Here is a 17,077-nt window from a genome sequence, read left to right as displayed (position 1 = left end):
TTGATAGGTTATCGCTTGGATTCATCATTCTTCATTTCATGTATTCTCATATTAAGCTCATCCAGAGAACGCTGCATGCGCTCCATTCTTCTCAGGGCAGCATATTGATTGCTGATAATCCCGGCCAAGCCGACAATCAAGATAATCACAATGAAACCGATCATGGATAGCGTGCATCCTTTCTTATTCTATAATTGAACTAATAATCCCTGTTATCGGGTAACATCGATGTATTCACCCAGTCTTCGAAGCTGCTGAGCAACAAGGTCTTCGGCCAATCAGCCGACGCTTCATGCTTCCAGGTTAAATACACCTTCGCTCGACTTTTCTTATAAAACTCATCCGCGAATCGATCCGAAGTCTCGTCTTCGGACGAACCGATTATGGCAGAATGTTGCTTCCTAGATCCTTACGATGAAGCATGGGATTCATCTCACTTTGATCAATTGTAAATGTACCGTCCTTTTGTTCAAGTTCATGATTGAATACCAGATACCCGCCTATGATCTCATGATCTGACTCCAGTATATATCCTACAATCTGATTATACGTCGTTGTTTTCTCTTGCAAAATATAGCCCGTCTCTATAACCTCGCTATCCAGAAATGACGCTAAGTCCACATGTCCCAAATCTTTCAAATCCTTCACATGCTTTTGATAGGATGGTAATGTCGAAGGAGCATACTTTGTTTCGGATGCGAATCTGTCAATGTTCCATCCGTAATCCTCGAGGAATTTAACGTGTTGTTCTTTAGGCGTTTCCATGATAATCTCATCGTCTTGTCGATTACAACCAACCAGAATCACTAGCACACAGATGATTAGTAACTTTAATTTCATTTTTCCGGTCCTTTCCCCTGTTTTTATCCAAACTTAACCGTTGTAGGATGAAATGCGAATCGTTACTCCTCGACGATTTTTATTTTCTGAGCATTGGCCTGAGAAGGATAGGAATCGTTTATCCCGGGCTTGAGCCAATATTGTATTTTCTGTCCTTGTTCATACTTCGAAGCAGCTTTGGTCGTTATCCAGATCGCCGGTCCCTCGTATTCGAGGAAAATATCATCCCAGGATTCACCTTCAAATTTTCGATCCAGCACTAGGATCTGATGATCATTTTTTTCTAAGATGTAACCTTCACCCCGAACCAAATCTGACGAGGAATTGCCACAAGCGGTACTTACAACGGATAGAAAAATAATGATCAAAATGGAAAGATAGCGATTCATGATCCCCTCCTCCTTTGGCGATGCTCTATTTTCCCTATCCCTCAATCTCCCTGTATATGCTGAGCGCTTTCTCCATCTTTTTAGTATACTCCGCGGATTGGCTTGAATTTAGCAGCTTAATATCCTGACTCCCGCTGGAGCTGAGCAGATCCTGGTCGCTTAATACTTGGATGAGTCTGTTTACGGTACCTTCGCTGCCATCGATAATTCGGATATGATCCGGCAGCAGATCCGACAAAATCCTTTTGTAAAAAGGATAGTGCGTACAGCCCAAAACGATCGTTCCATACTCATTCAGATCAAAGGCTTCAAACTTCTTCGTGAAGTAAGCGTTTATGATCTCGGGGTCGAAATTCAAAGCCTCACAGTGCTCGACCAGCTCCGGTAAAGGCAGGGAATCCACGATATGCATGCTATCGACTCGCCGGACCAGGTCCTTATACTTCGACTCCTTCAGGGTCAGCGGCGTGGCAAGCACCAGGATCCGCTTTCCGCTGGCACGGTTAATTTCAACAGCCGGTTTTACGGCAGGCTCCATCCCGATAACCGGGATCGGATAGGCCTTCCTTAAATCGGAGATCGCCATGCTTGTAGCCGTGTTGCACGCAACGACAATGGCTTTGACCTCTTTCTGCATGATGGTTTCCATCGCGTGATGTATGTAAGCTTTCACGTCTTCCTTGGCTTTGGTGCCATATGGCACATGGAGCGTGTCCGCCAAAAATAAAAAGTCTTCATGGGGCAGCTTTTTCATAGCCGCCGTTAACACGGTTAAACCGCCTAAACCTGAATCAAAAAAAGCTATTCTCATTGTTATTCACCTGTCGTTATATGTTGGTCTGTCCGTATCACTGCAATCGATGTCCTTATACATTATACTCCACTTCCCGGAAACGCGCAGAGCCATCTGAGCATTAAGCGTTTCAAAATAAACAGACCCGGCCAAGTAAGAATCTCGGGAGGCCGGGTCTGACGTGTTGTTCTTTTGCATTGGAAAGAATGATTAACTTCCTTCGTGATCATGAAAAAAACGCAATCCATTTATTCAAAGCATTTCAGCAAAGCCAAAGCCTCTTCATGATCGGGCTCCAGAACGAGCGCCTCGCGCGTATATTCCAGAGCCTCCTCGTCCAGGCCAAGCTCGTAACAACAGATCGCCAAACAGTATAATACCGTTGGCACCGGCTCGTCTTCATCCGTGTCCACGGATTCCTTCAGGAAGAACTTGGCCTCCTCGTACATATCCATCTCAAACAGCACCAGTCCCGCGTCCAGAGCCAGATCATAACGCTGTTCCATCACATAATACGATGACCACATCTTGAAGATGCCTGCACGGATATCCAGCATTTCTTCGTCATTGGCCTCCGGCAGCAGATTCGAGATGCGCTTCGCGCTCTGAATGAAGAACTCGGCGTCATACCCGCCCAATCGCCAGAAGGACAAAATTTGCTGCAAGCCCATGCTTTCAATATTCCGGTCGACCCATTCCTTCATGCTGAAGAATTCATCCGGTCCGAAGCGTTCGATGAATTGACGGTAAGCGAGCCGGGTATTGGCATAACTAGCCGGTGCTTCCAGCATGAGAATGCAGCCGACGTTAATATTCTTATAATGCTGCATAGGGAACATGGCCAGTGCGCCTCGCTGTTCGAACACATGCTGCAGCGCGTGATAATTAGCCGTCAGCGAAAAGCTGCCATGGTAAATTAATTGCGGCGGCTCGGCGAATTTCCAATTATCGATGCGATGATCTCCTTTATCCGCCGTGAGGAGCATGAAACCTGACGTGGATAACCGATACAGGCGTTCCAAACAGGTCAAGCCCACCTCCGGAAACAGGATATGCGAATCCTCCAGCTCTTGCTGGTAATGAGCAATTACATCGCGATAAGGGTAAGTATCTTCTTCGTATCTTGGTGCCCGGCGGTGCTCGTAAGCCAGCTTCATTCCTTCCAGCGCTTCAGCGGGCTTGAGCTTATGGTGCTGCTCCGGAAATTCGATGACCACATCGCTCTCATAAATCTGGCCTTCCCCGACGTAGATCAATTCTTGCGGAATGCCGTCAAAAAAATAATTGGCGACGATCAGCAGCGGCTGCTTCAAATCTCCGGGACGTATCGTGGTCTTCGATACGACCAAGTTCAATTCCGTATCATGCACGGCATCGAACCTCCCGAAGTCCAGCAGTCCTTGCTCAATATACGATTGCATGGCAGGATGCTGCTGCCATGCCGTCACATTTTTCATCGGCAAATCCGTCATGACATAGCGGAAAGGAGGCAGCGCTATCCCCGTATCATCTCTCAGCTCGCACAGCTTGTGCAGCACATGGTAACCGAGGCGTCCGGCTCCGGCGCCCAATTCCAGAATCGTCACGGGTTCGATGATATCGCCCCGATCCGCGCGATCTCGAAGGAATCCGAATATCATTTCGGCGTAAGCCGTAGCTATCATGGGGTTGCTCGTAATATACTGCGGGACCTGATCATTATTCCACGCCTTCATCCCCAGTTCTTCATAATATGTCCGCTGTAGTTCCCAGATGGGTGCTTCACTGAAACGGAAGCGTTGTTGATTATTATCCGTCATTTCTATTTAACCCTGCTCTCTATGTATCGTATAAGTTCAATCTGAAACCTCGAATGCTTTTACACGGTTAGACCAAAGACCAATCCATGTCTATAGAATGGTACCATAGAACTTGGTTCTTCCCAAACCTTCGAAGTGAGGAAATCCCGCGGACTCTTCGCTTGATAACCGTTAACAACCCAACGGGCAATAGGCACCTTTCCTTCCTCTCCCTAATATAGTATAGGAGAACAGAAGGGCGGGATGTACATGGGTGCGAGCATGGAGCAAGAACAATGGGCCATATTCCTGGCGGCGATCTGCGGACAAACCTATACACAATTCACCAACGCGGACGGCTCATTTGTCCTTCCGCTGAACTTTTCGCTGTTCGACACCATTGAAGCGAATTCCTTAATTCGCGTGTCGGAACGCTTCGGGTTTATCCTTGAATCGCCGGAGGAGATTATAATCGCCTTTCGGGGTACCATGTCCTCCACGGATTGGATCACGGATGCCATCGCCTCCCAAAAGAACTTCAAATACATCAAAGATCCCGCTCTCACGCACCGCGGCTTCACCAGCATCTACGCTTCCGCCCGCGGGCAGATCATGTCGGCGCTTGCAAGATTGCCTGTCGACAAGACCTTGTTCATTACAGGCCACAGTCTCGGAGGGGCACTTGCCACCTTGTGCGCCGTGGATGTTGCCGCGAACACGGATCACCAATCCCCCAATGTATTCACTTACGGATCACCGCGCGTAGGCGATCCCGATTTTGCGAAGGCCTTTGCCAAATATGTTCGAAGCAGCTTTCGTATAGCCAATCTGTTCGATGTCGTCACTCATGCACCGCCCAGTATCTACAAACTGCCGAAACGGGAAAAGAAATACTATTACAGTCACGTCCATACTCACTGGCCGTTGACCTTCCAAAATGGGTCGGTTAGCGGCAATCATGTAATCAGCAGTTACTATGCGGAGCTTGCCAAGCTCCAGCCGCCATTTGCCGAGCTTTTAAATTCGACGAATCCCGGGTTCTGTCCCGTCACAGAATTACCAATAGAGAAGGTGTAAGCTCAGTTGGAGGGTCATATAAAGAAAGCGGATTTCCCTGAAGAGGAAATCAGCTCTTTTATGGCTTAACTGAGAATCGATTACACGCGAGTACCCGTTAGCATCGGGAACAATACCTTCATTTCAGCGTCATTCGGTCTTCGGCCATAATCCGCAATTTCGAAAGGCTCGGCATATTGTACGCCGGCTGCATACTCTTGACCATACAGCTTGGCAAGCGTAGGCAGCATTTCGTCCGACACGCGCAGAAACCGATTCCAAAACTTCAGAATAAAATCCCGCTTCTCTTCCCACGTATCCGGTACGGCATGCAAGAAACCACCCTGCCAAGGGGCAAACTCGTAAAACTGGGAAGCATGGGCATCGCAGGCGAGCAATTTCTTCTCGATGACGCCTCCGGCATCGATGACCAGATAAGGTTGATATGACGCCCGTGCCGCATAATCCGGCATCAGCAGATAGATCGGGGATTTTTTTAATGACGGTACTTCGGGCACGGCATTAGGTACATTCGCCACAAAATCTGCGGCATCCCGCACGACCTTCCCGGCATTTCGGTTATCCACATGACCGGGACCGTCCGGATGGAACGTGATGACGATGTCCGCCTCCCAGCCGCGGATTTGACGGATCACTTCCTTGCGTACGTCCGGTGTCGGCATCAACTCGCCATCGGGTATGGGCAGAACGACATATTCCAGAACCCCAAGATGCCGGGCAGCCTCATGGGCTTCCCGTATACGACGGTCGACCAGGTCCTGCCCGCTCATTTCATGATGACCGCAGCATCCATCGGTTAACGTAACGAACTTCACCCGATGGCCCATCTCTGCGTAGGCTGCGGAGATCGCTCCTGCATAGATTTCAGGTTCATCGGGATGCGCTGCAATGACAATCACATTGAGAATAGTGGACATCTGTTGCCTCCTCCTTATCGTTTCTTCAATAAACGGATCGATGTATCGATTACTTCAAACGTTTCATCAATGGATGATCTTCTTTCAGCTCCAACAAATCCCACAGGTTCCCGTATACATCCTTGAATACTGCTACCATACCGTAATCCTGCTCTTTCGGCTCTCTTACAAACTCGATTCCCCGCGACACCATTTCGCGATAATCTCTCCAGAAGTCATCGGTATTCAGGAATAGAAACACTCGGCCGCCCGACTGGTTGCCTATAAACGGCTCTTGTTCCGGCTTGGATGCTTTGGCAAGCAATATCGTCGTGCCAACCGACCCGGGAGGAGCAACAACCACCCAGCGTTTGTCTTGTTCGGGCTGATATGTATCTTCGATCAAAGTAAAATTCAGCTTCTCGGTATATAATGCAATGGCCTCGTCATAGTCCTTCACGACTAACGCGATATGAACAATGGATTGTATCATGTCCTTACTATGTTTCATCAGATTTTTCTAGAGCTTTGATACATAATTTATTTTATGGTAATATAAATGTAATTAAGACCAAGTGCAGCAACACTTGGTCAGTACAATTGGCTTGGATGGTCTATTCCCTTCTAAGTCATTAGGAATGAAAAACCCACCTTCGGCGCGTAACCTTTGGGTGGGTTTTTACTTTTTCTTGTTGTTATTGTTAATGTATGTTAAAAGAGCAAGAATGAACGATCCAAATAGAAACATAATCGTTAATGCATCCTTTACCTCCATGGCTTCACCTCCTTTCGAAGGGAAACCATGCCCACCCAAGATTCTATTGTAGTTATATTTTACCTCTTATCACATCTACGTACAAGCGTTCCTATTATCACTTTTCCAAGATAAACCGCCATGCTTTATTTCGTACTAAATGTTTGAACATATTTCTTTGAATCTTCTCTTAGTACTTCAGTATAATTGTCTTTTGTATATTGTTTTACTACCTTTCTCCAAAACGATATTGCAGGCGTGTTAACTTGCATCTGGGCAATCTTCCAATTTGCTTTATACATATTAAGTGCTTTGATTGCTGCTTGATGCCCAATTCCTTTTCTTCTGAATTTCTTAATAATCATAAAATCATAAATAACATGTGTCGGATGGGGGGCCGTATCCATATTTTCAAGTAGGATGACTGTAAAACCAACTAATATTCCCGAGACTTCTATAAAAAAGGGATGCCACCTTCGATCTCCCTCCCAAAACAGATTAATATCCAAATCATACTTTCCATCTTTATTTAAATCTTGATTCGTATACTCACTAAAATCGTAATAATACAATTGATACAAATTAAACAGGATATCTTTTTTTCCTAGGTCAACGGGCACCAGGTTTATATGCATAATGTTCTCCCTATAGCATTAATCATTATCCACCTTTGAAATATCTATATGATCCCTTCTTGGAGAATGATGCCCACCAGTATTGTCCTATCTCCTGAATCGAACAATTCTCAGAAGAACTTTCTTTAATTTTTTGGCATATTAACGGGATGATCTCATCATCTTCATGAACTACAGTCCCATAAAAATCGAGAAAAATCGCTTTGGTAGTCATTGCCGTCTCCCCGAACTCTAACTTGCCTAAAGATGACAAGTTTATGAGCGATTACTTTCACCTTTTTTTATTGAAATTTTAATGTCAAAACGTCATCACAGCGAGCTCTTCAACGCTCTCAGTCGCAATAAAATTTCAGTTACATGTCCTTTCATGCATACGCTGAGGAATAACCCTTCATTGAATCGGTCACCGCGAACATAACTGGTCATCAATTTTCTAAGGGTTACCAGATCGGCGCTGCGAATGCTGCTCCCCACAGGGTTATCTAAATCTCGATAAACCTCGTTCACAGCCAACCATTCGCTCCAGTTAAATACCATGAGGAAGCCAGCATCATCCAACGCTTTACGAAAACTTCCAATTTCTTTGCTTTCACATCGATATCCATTAACGTCATGGTAAAAAACGGACCCGGGATTTTGGAAATATTCGAGGTATGGGAGCAACCGCTCCACATCTGAAGCTGTTAAGTCTGAGTCATAAGGCATACCGTCACCTCATTGATTTGGATTCGTCATCGCGCAAGGTACCCATGGCACTTCATATAAACGCCCTGATGCCTGTTAAAGCCCCCTTGAAGACTTCCTGGCCTCGTATGTAATCATCTGACCCGACTTAACAGGTTGATTCATCCAGCGATAGTCAGCCGACTTCGTAATCTCTTCGTATCCCTGCTTCTCTAACATGAGTTCAAACTCATGCATCCCATACCAGCTTAGAGGAAACCGCTGCAGCTCGGTCTGAACCAGATGGCCTTGCTTCCATTTTTCATATTTCAGGATCGATACGATGCGCTGGTCAAGCAGATTGCATTCCGTACGTCTTTCCTCCAAAACGATGACTTCGTCATCGGAAGTTTCCCAGCTTCTAGTCGAAGTGTGATTCGCGTCGAAATCCGTAGGAATATACAGATCCACGATCAATCTGCCCCCAGGGGTCAAATTGGAAGCATAGTGTTCCAGAGCCGATTCAGCCCGCTCGCGCCCCTCCACTAACTGAAAAGATCCTGCTGGAATGATAATGGCGTCATAGGCATCCGCCATCGAAAAGTGATGCATCTCGTCTTCAAACAGCTTCGCCTCAAGGCTCAATTCCGCTAATCTTCTTCTGCAGGAATCCAGCATCGCAGCCGAATTATCCACGCCTTCGATGTTGATGCCCGCTTGGAGCAACGGGATTAATACCCGGCCCGATCCGCATCCAACTTCCAGCACCTTGCCTTTAACGTCTTTTAGGCGCTCTGTATAATATTCCACGTCGCCAAACGAGAAACCTAACGGTTTGCTCAGATCATACACTTCCGTACACAGCGCTCCGTACGAACTATACATTGAAATGACCTCACTTTTTTAAAAAATGTTTTTTTCCCATCAACCCAGCTGATATGATAACGCCCTCCACTTCCCGCTTCTCATTCGGCCGATAGAGGATTCTTGGACAGTCCCAATCTTTAGAATCCATATCGCCCAAGTACATCGGCTCATGCTCGGGCACCAGTTGATATTTCTCTCTTAAATGTTCCCTGTAAAACCCGGTTGGATTTTCTAGATATAAATCAACGCTTCCTTGATCATATAAGAGAGCCGCAGGAAGCTCTATACCAACGATATTTATAAACATTCTCTACCAAAAACGACTCCCCATCATCCTTCTTGTAAACCTGGCATTCTTATTCTATTTTACATCCTCATTTCTGTTTGGTAATAATAGCAAAAGAACTCCCCGGCTCATGAGATCATGACGGCAGGAAGTCCCCTATGTGTGGTGCGTTTAAGCTACACTCTTAAAAAAGCAATATAATCCGTTATGATTCCTTTGTGTCCCAAATGCCGAAGCATGGTCGTGATGTTGCCTCTATGGTACGTTCCATGATTTACGACCTGCTGGAGAATCTCCGAAATCGAATTCTGAAATGCCTCACCCGCAGTGTTGTGATAAGTCACAACCTTCCCCATATCGCCAACCGACGCTAAATATTCATGGTGCCCGGTTTGGAGCTGGCTCAGGTATTGACGAGCTGCTGCCATATTCGCGAACGGCCTGGCGGCAAGCGACGGAGGACTTTCCTCCTTGATCCGGGCAAACCAAACTTCCTCCGCAGCTGCAAGGTGACCGAAGACTTCGGCGATGGATGTAAAGCCCAGATTCACTTCCTGGAGAAACACGCCTTCCGGCAAGGATTGCAAATGGTCCAATAATCTTTCGTTCGCCCAAATGTGATAATCGTACAATGGAAGATACGCTTCGTTCATGGTGCTCTCTCCTCTCTTGATCGCTTTATCGGTAAGCCTGAATTTAGGTTGCTAGCCATAGCACCTAGCCCCTAGCAGCCCGCTAGAAAATTATACCATATATAACGAAAAAGCACGGAGATCAAACGAAACACAACGCATATTCGGGATTACTCTTTGACGCTGCCAAGCACGATGCCTTTGACGAAAAAACGCTGGAGGAAGGGATACAGCAGCAGAATGGGCAGCGAGCCGATGAATATTTGCGCGGCTTTAAACGTTCGGTTGGACACTTCGGAGAGTGCCGCCGCATCGTCTGCATTGATCGACGTCAGGTTGGTCTGTACGATAACGGTCTGAAGATAACTCGACAACGGGTATTTTTCCGGAGAATTCATCAATAACAGTCCGTCAAACCATTCGTTCCATTGGCCGACGATCGTAAACAGCGTAACGGTAGCCATGGCCGGCAGCGACAGCGGCGCGTATATTTTCCACAGGCTGGTGATGTAGCTCCCGCCGTCAATGAAGCAGGATTCCTCCAGCTCCTTGGGCAGGCCGCGAAAAAAATTGAGCAGCAAAATCACGTTGAACACCGCTACCGCACCCGGGATAACCAATGCCCAAATCGTATCAATCAGCCCCGTATCCCTGATTGTCATATACCTCGGTATCAGTCCTCCGGAGAACAGGGTCGTGAATACAAAGAACCAGGCATACTGCGTGCGGAATTTAAAATCCCGCGGTTCCTTCGACAGCGGATAGGCAATGAGCAGGGTCAGCAGCATGCTGATCCCGGTCCCGAGTACGACGCGCTGCACGGTGACCCACATCGCTACCATAAATTGCGGCTTGTTCAATACGTACTGATAGGAGCTGAGCGTAAAATCGACGGGCCACAGCTTCACGATCCCCGCCGTTGCCGCGCCTTTGGAGCTGAGAGAAACCGCCAGAATATGAACGATGGGAAGAAAGCAGAGCAGCCCCAGACCGATCAGAAAAGCGTAGTTGAAGCCAAGAAACAATTTGCGGCTGAGTGACGGTTTATGCATACGGGACACCTTCCTTCCTAAAATATTCTGTAATTGGCGAACTTGGATGCCAGGGCGTAGGACGTCACGATAAAGACGAACGAGATCAATGATTTGAACAAGCCGATCGCCGTGGCTACCCCATACTGGGCACCCTGCATGCCGATCCGGTAAATAAACGTATCCAGAATGTCCCCGCTCTCATACACCTGCGGGCTGTACAAGTTGAACACCTGGTCAAAACCGGCATTCAGCACGTTCCCAAGCGAGAGGGTCGCCAGCAAAATGATGATCGGCATCATGCCGGGAAGCGTGATATGCCAGGTCTGTTTCCAGCGGTTTGCGCCGTCGACCGTAGCCGCCTCATACAAGGAAGGATTGATGGAGGTTAACGCAGCCAAATAGACGATGGTGCTAAAGCCGAATTCCTTCCAGATGTCCGTTATGACGAGGGTATAAGGAAACCATTGGTTGCTGCCCAGGAAAAAAATCGGCTCGATGCCGAACCAGCCCAAAATTTGGTTCGCGATCCCGTTCGTCGGCGACAAAATGTCGATAAAGATTCCGCCAAGAATGACCCACGATAAAAAATGCGGCAAATAGACGAGCGTCTGCACGCCGCGTTTGATCAGCTCGTTCCTCAGCTCATTCAGCAGCAGCGAAACCAGGATCGGCACGACCAATCCTCCGATGATTTTCATGAAGGCGATAAACACCGTATTCCAAATGATTTGGCCGGTTTCCGGCAGATCGAACACATAACGGAAATTGTCCAGCCCGATCCAATCCGAGCCGAAAAGGCCTTTGAACGGAACGAATTTCTGAAAGGCCATGGCGATGCCGATCATCGGCCAATAGCTGTAGATCAGCACGATGACGATGCCGGGCAAGATCATCAGATGAAGCGGCCACTGCCGCCGAAACTTTTTGCTTAACATGGCGATCCTCCTGTCTGTCAATGTTTATCCCATTCGCCTTCAGCAGGTGGTGAAAAGAGAACAGGGGCGGGTGTCAGAAACCTCCCTCCCCCTGTTCCCGTTAGCCGAACTTCTTATCTGGCGGCCTTCCATGCATTAACTTCTTCCGTAATCTTGTCGCCGCCAAGCTTCTTCCAGTTGGCTACGAACTCATCAAAGGCGTCGATGCTTGCCTCACCCAAAATGATTTTGATGAACGTTTCCTGCTCCAGCCGGTCGAGCGTCGCTTTTTTGTCCGCCATGGTCTCGGTCGGAGCACCGACATAACCGTTCGAAATGACTTTGCCCGCATCGTTCAAATCGCGAAGCTGCTTCATGGAGCCTTCAGGCCCATTGGCGGCATAGCCGGACCAGCCCATCGGATTGTTGCCTGCGAGATATTCCTGAAACTCCTTGAACATGATCTTCGTTTCGGCGCTGGTGATGTCTGCGTCGCTTTCGGATTCCAGCGCTTTAGCCAGCTCCTCCTGCCGGATCAGGTCTTTGTTCGGATTGACGACCTCGACCAGCGAATATTTGTTGACCCCGATGGATACGCCGTCCTCAATGATTTGGCCGTACTCGTCGAATTCCGCATTGTCGCTGTACAGCTTCTCGTAGTACTGGTTAGCCAGCTTGACGATGACCTCGGGATGCTCGTACCCCTTTTTGACCACGTAATATTGGGATACGGCAAAAGGCATCTGCACCGTCGCCGGACCGCCCCCCAAAGACGGGATAGGGTAGGACTTCCAATTCACCGACTCATCTTCTTTCACCATGTCCCAGAAAGGCCATGCCGGATACCAGCTTGGTCCGATCAGCATGCCGATTTTGTGGGTGGTCACGGATTCAAAGACCTTGACGGTATCCTTTACGCCGAACTCCGGGTCGATCAGCTTGTTCTTGAACATGTCCTGCAGCTTGGCCAGCGCTTCCTTCATCTCCGGCTGAATGCTGCCAAACTGCAGTTGCCCCTCTGCGTCCTCGATCCAAATTTGCGGGAAACCGCCGAAGCCGTTAAAGAAACCTACCGAAGAGCTGTTTAATCCGATATCCTTGGTCAGCGCAAGTCCGTAGGTATCCGCCTTGCCGTTACCGTCCGGATCCTGCTGGGCAAACGCCTCCGCAATGGCTACAAGGTCATCCATCGTGTTCGGTTCAGGCAGATTCAGCTTCTCCATCCAATCCTCCCTGACCCACAGCAGCGGAGCCGAGCCGCCGATTACCGGCTGGGTGGACGGGATCGCCAACAGCTTGCCGTCAAACGTCGCGGAAGGGAGCGCGTTTTTCTCGATCTCCATGACCTTCTTCAGGTCATCGCTGGCGTAATTCTCGAAAGCGGGCGTCAAGTCCGCCAATTGCCCGGCGTCCGCAAGCTGGCGCAGCTGCTCCGGCGTCACCTGCATGATATCCGGGAGGTCATTCGAAGCAATCGCGATATTCATTTTGGATTCATACTGCTCCTGGCCCGTCACCACCCATTTATAGTTGAGATTGATGCCCATTTCCTTATACAGGTCGGTCCACACGTTGTTCTTAATATCCTGTCCGGACGGGAACTTCACTTCTTCTCCCACAAACCGGACGGCATCCAGCTGAATGGGGGGATCATACTTGCCGAACGGATCGCCCGGCTCCATGGCTGAGGCTTCGCTATCGGTGGATGAACCAGCCGCGCTGCCTCCGTCTCCTTCCCCTTTGCTGCAAGCGCTTAAAATAAACACGAAAGCCAGCATACTGATCCACAATACGGACAAGATCTTATTTCTCTTCATGTTTGCGACCTCCTTGAATTCGATGTTTGTTTAGAGTATAAGGGAACAAAAAAAGAGCTATCTACTCCAAGCTCTTTACTTTGATATCTTCTCTTTACATGTTGTGCAGTTCTCTGTATTCCTGCGGCGTCAAATGGGTCGTTTTTTTGAAAAAGCGGTAAAAATACGGCGGAGAACTGAAACCCACCGCAGCGGCGATGACATGGATTTTGTCCGTCGTCTCCTTCAGCAGCTGCTTCGCTTTGGCCAGCCTTGCCGCATTAATCGACTCGGACAGGCCCTCACCGGTCACTTGTTTGTACAATCTGGACAAATACGAAGGGTTGTGTCCCACGGCCTCCCCGATTTGCGTCAAGGACAGGTCGCCGCTTAAGTGATCCTCGATATACCGTTGAACTTTGGCAATCACCTCATGCTGCTGATCCTGCTTCCCCTGCTCTTTCCGGTTGAAGATGATGTCCGCCAGCCTTTCGAAATATTCGGCCGCCTCCGTCCAGGAATCATGCTCCTCCAAATGAGTCAATGTGATATAATCCACCGCCCCTTCCCCTTCCACGTTCCGGCAGAGAGCTTCCATATCCACCAGGGACGGCATCATCACGGACACCAGGCCGTAATATACCTCCATCTTCAGCAAATATTCAACCTCCGGCGGGAAGGAAGAGGTATCGGTCACCTCATGGAACAGCTCCATGAATTCCTCCCGGTCCCCATTGTCTAAACAGCCGCGCAGCAGCTCCATCCGCTTCAGATGCGAGCGAGAGCGCCCCAGAAAATGCCCCGTACGATCCGGGCGGTTGCGCTCACGGGCTTCGGTCAACAAAGATTCGTGGCCAATCCCGAGGCCGCTGTCCAGCAGCTGCTTCAGTCCTTCGAATTTGTCCGGCAGCCGTTCCCAATCGACCCACTCGCCAGCCATGGCAAACGACGTCTTCAATTTCAGAAGTGTTTTGCAAACGTCCTGAATTTGTTCCAGCATCCCGTGGACAAAACGCTGGACCCGTTCCGCAGCCGGACCTCGAACCTCCTCCGGATGCTCCTCCCCCTCCTCTTTGTGCTGCAAAATCCAGATCATCTTGGCCCTGCCGAACTCCACGGCCATGCCGTCGGTCATCGGGCCGAGCAGCTCGCCGATGATATTCTGGACCGCGTACAGCATCAGCGATTGGGCCGATGGACTTTCTTGCCTTTGCCAGCCGTCCAGCCTGCATAACAGCAGCAGGCATGGCTTGCCGGGATCCAGCTTCATCTCCAGTTCCGCAAAGCGCTGCTCCAGTTCCTCCCGCCGGATAGGACCAGGTGCTTTTTGCATCAGCTCCAGAACGTACTGCTGCTGTAAAAAAGGCAGCGCCATGCGCATATTGTCCCTCGCTTTGGCAAGCAGAATGTCCGCTTCTATCTCCTGGTCAAGCAGCTCCACGGTCTTCTCGATCGCGCTCAGCACGGCATCGTTTCCCTCGGCCTTGAGAACGTAATCGACGCTTCCTTGCCGGGTGGCCTCCTGGATATAAGAAAAGTCGTCGTATCCGGTCAAAAAAATCACTTTGCAATGGGGCCACTGCCTGGATATTTCCTTTTGCAGGGCAAGGCCGTTTAACCCCGGCATTTTGATATCCGACAAAACGATGTCCATTTTCGCCCGTTTAAGCCAGCCCAAGGCTTCCGAAGAGGAATAAGCCTTATACACCTCCAGCTCGAGAAATTCCGCGCCAAGGCACAATTCCGCAAGCCCGTTCACGATAAAAGGCTCGTCATCCACGATCAGTATTCTGTACCTGCTCTTCATCCATCTCACTCCTTTCTTGCTTTGGCAGTGTCATATCGATCCTCAAACCGCCCAACCGGCTTCTCGAAAAGGTCAATCCGCCAGCAGGCCCGAATTTCAATCGAAGGCGTCGGTGCACGTTAGATAAACCGGTGATCTCTCCCTTCACGTCCGAATTCGCTATCATGGATTGCAGGTTCCGCAGCCTTTCGTCCGTCAACGTCTCCCCGTTATCCTCCACGATGATATGCAGGACATGGCGCTCAGCGGCCATGGCAACCCGGATTTGCCCGTCCGCCTCCTTCTCCTCAAGTCCGTGCTCGTATGCATTTTCGATTAAGGGCTGCAGAATGAGCAGCGGAACGTCCAGTTGCTCCCAATCACCGGGGATGTCATCCCAATAAGCCGATATCCGGTTATGGAAACGAATGGACTGAATGTCCACGTAAGCCTTGGCATGCCCCACTTCCGCCTTCAACGAAACTTCGTCGGCAGCGTTGCGGGTGATGAACCTGAAATATTCCCCCAAATGCCTCGTAAAACGAACGATATTCTCGTAATCCTCCATCTCTCCCATCTGATGAAGCGTAAAGAAGCTGTTATATAAAAAATGGGGGTTGATCTGGGATTGGAGCTGCTTCAGCTCGGAACGCTGCGAGCGGATTTTTTGCTCAAACACTTCGTGGATCAGTACCTGCAGGCGCTTCACCATATGGTTAAACTGCTCGTACAGATAGTGGAACTCGTCATGATGCTTATGGCGCAGCTCCACCCGGGGACTGTCGAAATCGATGTTGCGGAATGCCCTCACCATCCGCTGAAGCGGCTGATGAATTCGGCTGTAGATCCAGCTCGAGAACAGAATAACCACCAGCAGGGAGAAGCCCGACAGCCCGAAAAAGATCATGCGGTATTTCCCGAGCGGGCCTAAGAATTCGGCTTCGGGGACATACACCACCAGGTCGGCATTCAAAAAGGCGGAGCGCTCCACGCTAACCCAATAGTTGGCCCCATCCGCCTTGACCTTCGTGTTATAGGGAAGCTTTGAAAACTCGGTACTTGTTAGCGCTTCCAAGTCAATGCGTTCGGCCAACCGCGGACCGATGCCGCCTCCGTCCTCCTGAGTCAGGACCCAGCTATTGTCCACGCCGATGAGAACGGCCCCCCCGTCCCCCGTGGCCAGCTGCAGAAGCGCCGTTTGCATTTTCGGAACGGAGAGCTCTGCCGCAATCGCAAAATTAGGCGGATTGCCGTTTCGCAATCGTTCCGGGTATACCATACCCAGCAGAAGTTTGTTCTTCCATTCGAAAATGACCCGATCGGGATGCTCCTCAAGCGCCTTCATCTGCTCCGGCGGCATGGCTCCTTCGTACGACACCTGCTCAATCGTTTTCTCAATCAACGGAATATACGTTTTGGCCTCCTGAACGTATTGATTGGAGCTTTGCAGCAGCCGCATTTTGCCCTGGAGGCGGTTGATCGCCTGAAAATATTCGGAACGGCTCATGGCGGGTGCGATGGTGCTTAGCTTTTGCAGGTCGGAGTCCTGCGACAAATCGTTCATCAGCAGCACCGTCGATCGCAGCTCCTGTTCCAGCGTACGCATGAAAAAATTAGTCCTCGCATTCAAGGATTGGGTGATTTCCTGCTCCACGCTCGCAAGCCCGGACTCGTTCATGTACAGGGCAGCGGCGTAAACCGGCATAATGGCCAACAAAAAGCCGGCCACGATTTTGGGATAAATCGATTTGAACCACAGCAGCTTCATCGCTTGCCTCCACTTCGTTACCATGATCGCTTTTTCGCCTATCCGATGAACAGAATAAAAACGGACCATAACGTTTACGCGATTGTTCACGACCGGTTAGCCCGGCTAAAGCAAGGACGTCCGACAACTTCGGGATATCCGCTTTCGCCGGGTTGAACCCGTATCGTTA

The 17,077-nt window shown here is 49.4% G+C and carries 20 protein-coding genes; 1 reads left to right on the top strand and 19 read right to left on the bottom strand.

Features of this window, described 5'->3' with window-relative positions:
- Positions 1-8 precede the first annotated feature (8 nt).
- From BMX45_RS31145 to BMX45_RS00150, 5 genes are all read right to left on the bottom strand, one after another.
- Complete coding sequence (locus BMX45_RS31145; RefSeq protein ID WP_015736559.1) at positions 9-164, bottom strand: hypothetical protein; 156 nt, start codon at positions 162-164, stop codon at positions 9-11.
- Between the two features lie 217 nt (positions 165-381).
- Complete coding sequence (locus BMX45_RS00165) at positions 382-840, bottom strand: DUF4830 domain-containing protein (protein ID WP_090907882.1); 459 nt, start codon at positions 838-840, stop codon at positions 382-384.
- A 62-nt stretch (positions 841-902) separates the two neighbouring features.
- Positions 903-1,229 (bottom strand): YobA family protein, encoded by a 327-nt coding sequence (locus tag BMX45_RS00160; protein WP_090907880.1) that lies wholly within the window; start codon positions 1,227-1,229, stop codon positions 903-905.
- Positions 1,230-1,263: 34 nt separating this feature from the next.
- Positions 1,264-2,040, bottom strand: coding sequence for a glutamate racemase (gene murI, locus BMX45_RS00155; protein ID WP_090907878.1), 777 nt, complete (start codon positions 2,038-2,040; stop codon positions 1,264-1,266).
- 230 nt (positions 2,041-2,270) lie between these two features.
- Positions 2,271-3,821 carry a tetratricopeptide repeat protein gene (locus BMX45_RS00150; RefSeq protein ID WP_090907876.1) on the bottom strand — a complete coding sequence of 517 codons (1,551 nt, stop codon included), beginning with the start codon at positions 3,819-3,821 and terminating at the stop codon, positions 2,271-2,273.
- Between the two features lie 249 nt (positions 3,822-4,070).
- Between BMX45_RS00150 and BMX45_RS00145 the strand changes: the two genes are divergently transcribed.
- Positions 4,071-4,877, top strand: a complete 807-nt coding sequence (locus BMX45_RS00145) for a lipase family protein (RefSeq protein ID WP_175495012.1) — start codon at positions 4,071-4,073, stop codon at positions 4,875-4,877.
- An 80-nt stretch (positions 4,878-4,957) separates the two neighbouring features.
- Here the strand turns inward: BMX45_RS00145 and BMX45_RS00140 are convergent, their stop codons facing one another.
- The 14 genes from BMX45_RS00140 to BMX45_RS00080 form a co-directional block, all read right to left on the bottom strand.
- Positions 4,958-5,794: a PIG-L deacetylase family protein gene (locus BMX45_RS00140; RefSeq protein WP_090907870.1), complete on the bottom strand. Its 837-nt coding sequence runs from the start codon at positions 5,792-5,794 to the stop codon at positions 4,958-4,960.
- Between the two features lie 49 nt (positions 5,795-5,843).
- Positions 5,844-6,266 (bottom strand): VOC family protein, encoded by a 423-nt coding sequence (locus tag BMX45_RS00135; RefSeq protein ID WP_090908762.1) that lies wholly within the window; start codon positions 6,264-6,266, stop codon positions 5,844-5,846.
- 186 nt (positions 6,267-6,452) lie between these two features.
- Positions 6,453-6,548: a competence inhibitor ComI gene (locus BMX45_RS31630; RefSeq protein WP_227793437.1), complete on the bottom strand. Its 96-nt coding sequence runs from the start codon at positions 6,546-6,548 to the stop codon at positions 6,453-6,455.
- 125 nt (positions 6,549-6,673) lie between these two features.
- Entirely contained in the window at positions 6,674-7,162 is a 489-nt protein-coding gene (locus tag BMX45_RS00130; RefSeq protein WP_090907868.1) for a GNAT family N-acetyltransferase, read from the bottom strand.
- Positions 7,163-7,187: 25 nt separating this feature from the next.
- On the bottom strand, positions 7,188-7,376 hold the full coding sequence (locus BMX45_RS00125) for a hypothetical protein (protein WP_254777900.1): 189 nt from the start codon (positions 7,374-7,376) through the stop codon (positions 7,188-7,190).
- Between the two features lie 95 nt (positions 7,377-7,471).
- Positions 7,472-7,867: a DUF6508 domain-containing protein gene (locus BMX45_RS00120; RefSeq protein ID WP_090907866.1), complete on the bottom strand. Its 396-nt coding sequence runs from the start codon at positions 7,865-7,867 to the stop codon at positions 7,472-7,474.
- A 75-nt stretch (positions 7,868-7,942) separates the two neighbouring features.
- Positions 7,943-8,710: a class I SAM-dependent methyltransferase gene (locus BMX45_RS00115; RefSeq protein WP_090907864.1), complete on the bottom strand. Its 768-nt coding sequence runs from the start codon at positions 8,708-8,710 to the stop codon at positions 7,943-7,945.
- 10 nt (positions 8,711-8,720) lie between these two features.
- Entirely contained in the window at positions 8,721-8,999 is a 279-nt protein-coding gene (locus BMX45_RS00110; protein ID WP_254777899.1) for a DUF7639 domain-containing protein, read from the bottom strand.
- A 155-nt stretch (positions 9,000-9,154) separates the two neighbouring features.
- Positions 9,155-9,631 (bottom strand): DinB family protein, encoded by a 477-nt coding sequence (locus BMX45_RS00105; protein ID WP_090907862.1) that lies wholly within the window; start codon positions 9,629-9,631, stop codon positions 9,155-9,157.
- 149 nt (positions 9,632-9,780) lie between these two features.
- Positions 9,781-10,662, bottom strand: coding sequence for a carbohydrate ABC transporter permease (locus BMX45_RS00100; protein WP_090907860.1), 882 nt, complete (start codon positions 10,660-10,662; stop codon positions 9,781-9,783).
- Between the two features lie 17 nt (positions 10,663-10,679).
- Positions 10,680-11,579 carry an ABC transporter permease gene (locus BMX45_RS00095; RefSeq protein WP_009589934.1) on the bottom strand — a complete coding sequence of 300 codons (900 nt, stop codon included), beginning with the start codon at positions 11,577-11,579 and terminating at the stop codon, positions 10,680-10,682.
- A 113-nt stretch (positions 11,580-11,692) separates the two neighbouring features.
- Complete coding sequence (locus tag BMX45_RS00090; protein ID WP_090907857.1) at positions 11,693-13,375, bottom strand: extracellular solute-binding protein; 1,683 nt, start codon at positions 13,373-13,375, stop codon at positions 11,693-11,695.
- Between the two features lie 94 nt (positions 13,376-13,469).
- Positions 13,470-15,161 (bottom strand): response regulator, encoded by a 1,692-nt coding sequence (locus BMX45_RS00085; protein WP_090907855.1) that lies wholly within the window; start codon positions 15,159-15,161, stop codon positions 13,470-13,472.
- Positions 15,127-16,932 (bottom strand): sensor histidine kinase, encoded by a 1,806-nt coding sequence (locus tag BMX45_RS00080; RefSeq protein WP_254777898.1) that lies wholly within the window; start codon positions 16,930-16,932, stop codon positions 15,127-15,129. Before BMX45_RS00080 ends, BMX45_RS00085 begins: the two co-directional genes overlap by 35 nt.
- Positions 16,933-17,077 lie beyond the last annotated feature (145 nt).

It is taken from the genome of Paenibacillus sp. cl141a, assembly GCF_900109305.1.
Taxonomy (GTDB): domain Bacteria; phylum Bacillota; class Bacilli; order Paenibacillales; family Paenibacillaceae; genus Paenibacillus_AQ; species Paenibacillus_AQ lautus_A.
Note: the sequence above shows the minus strand (reverse complement) of the source record. Positions and strands in the feature narration are given on the sequence as shown.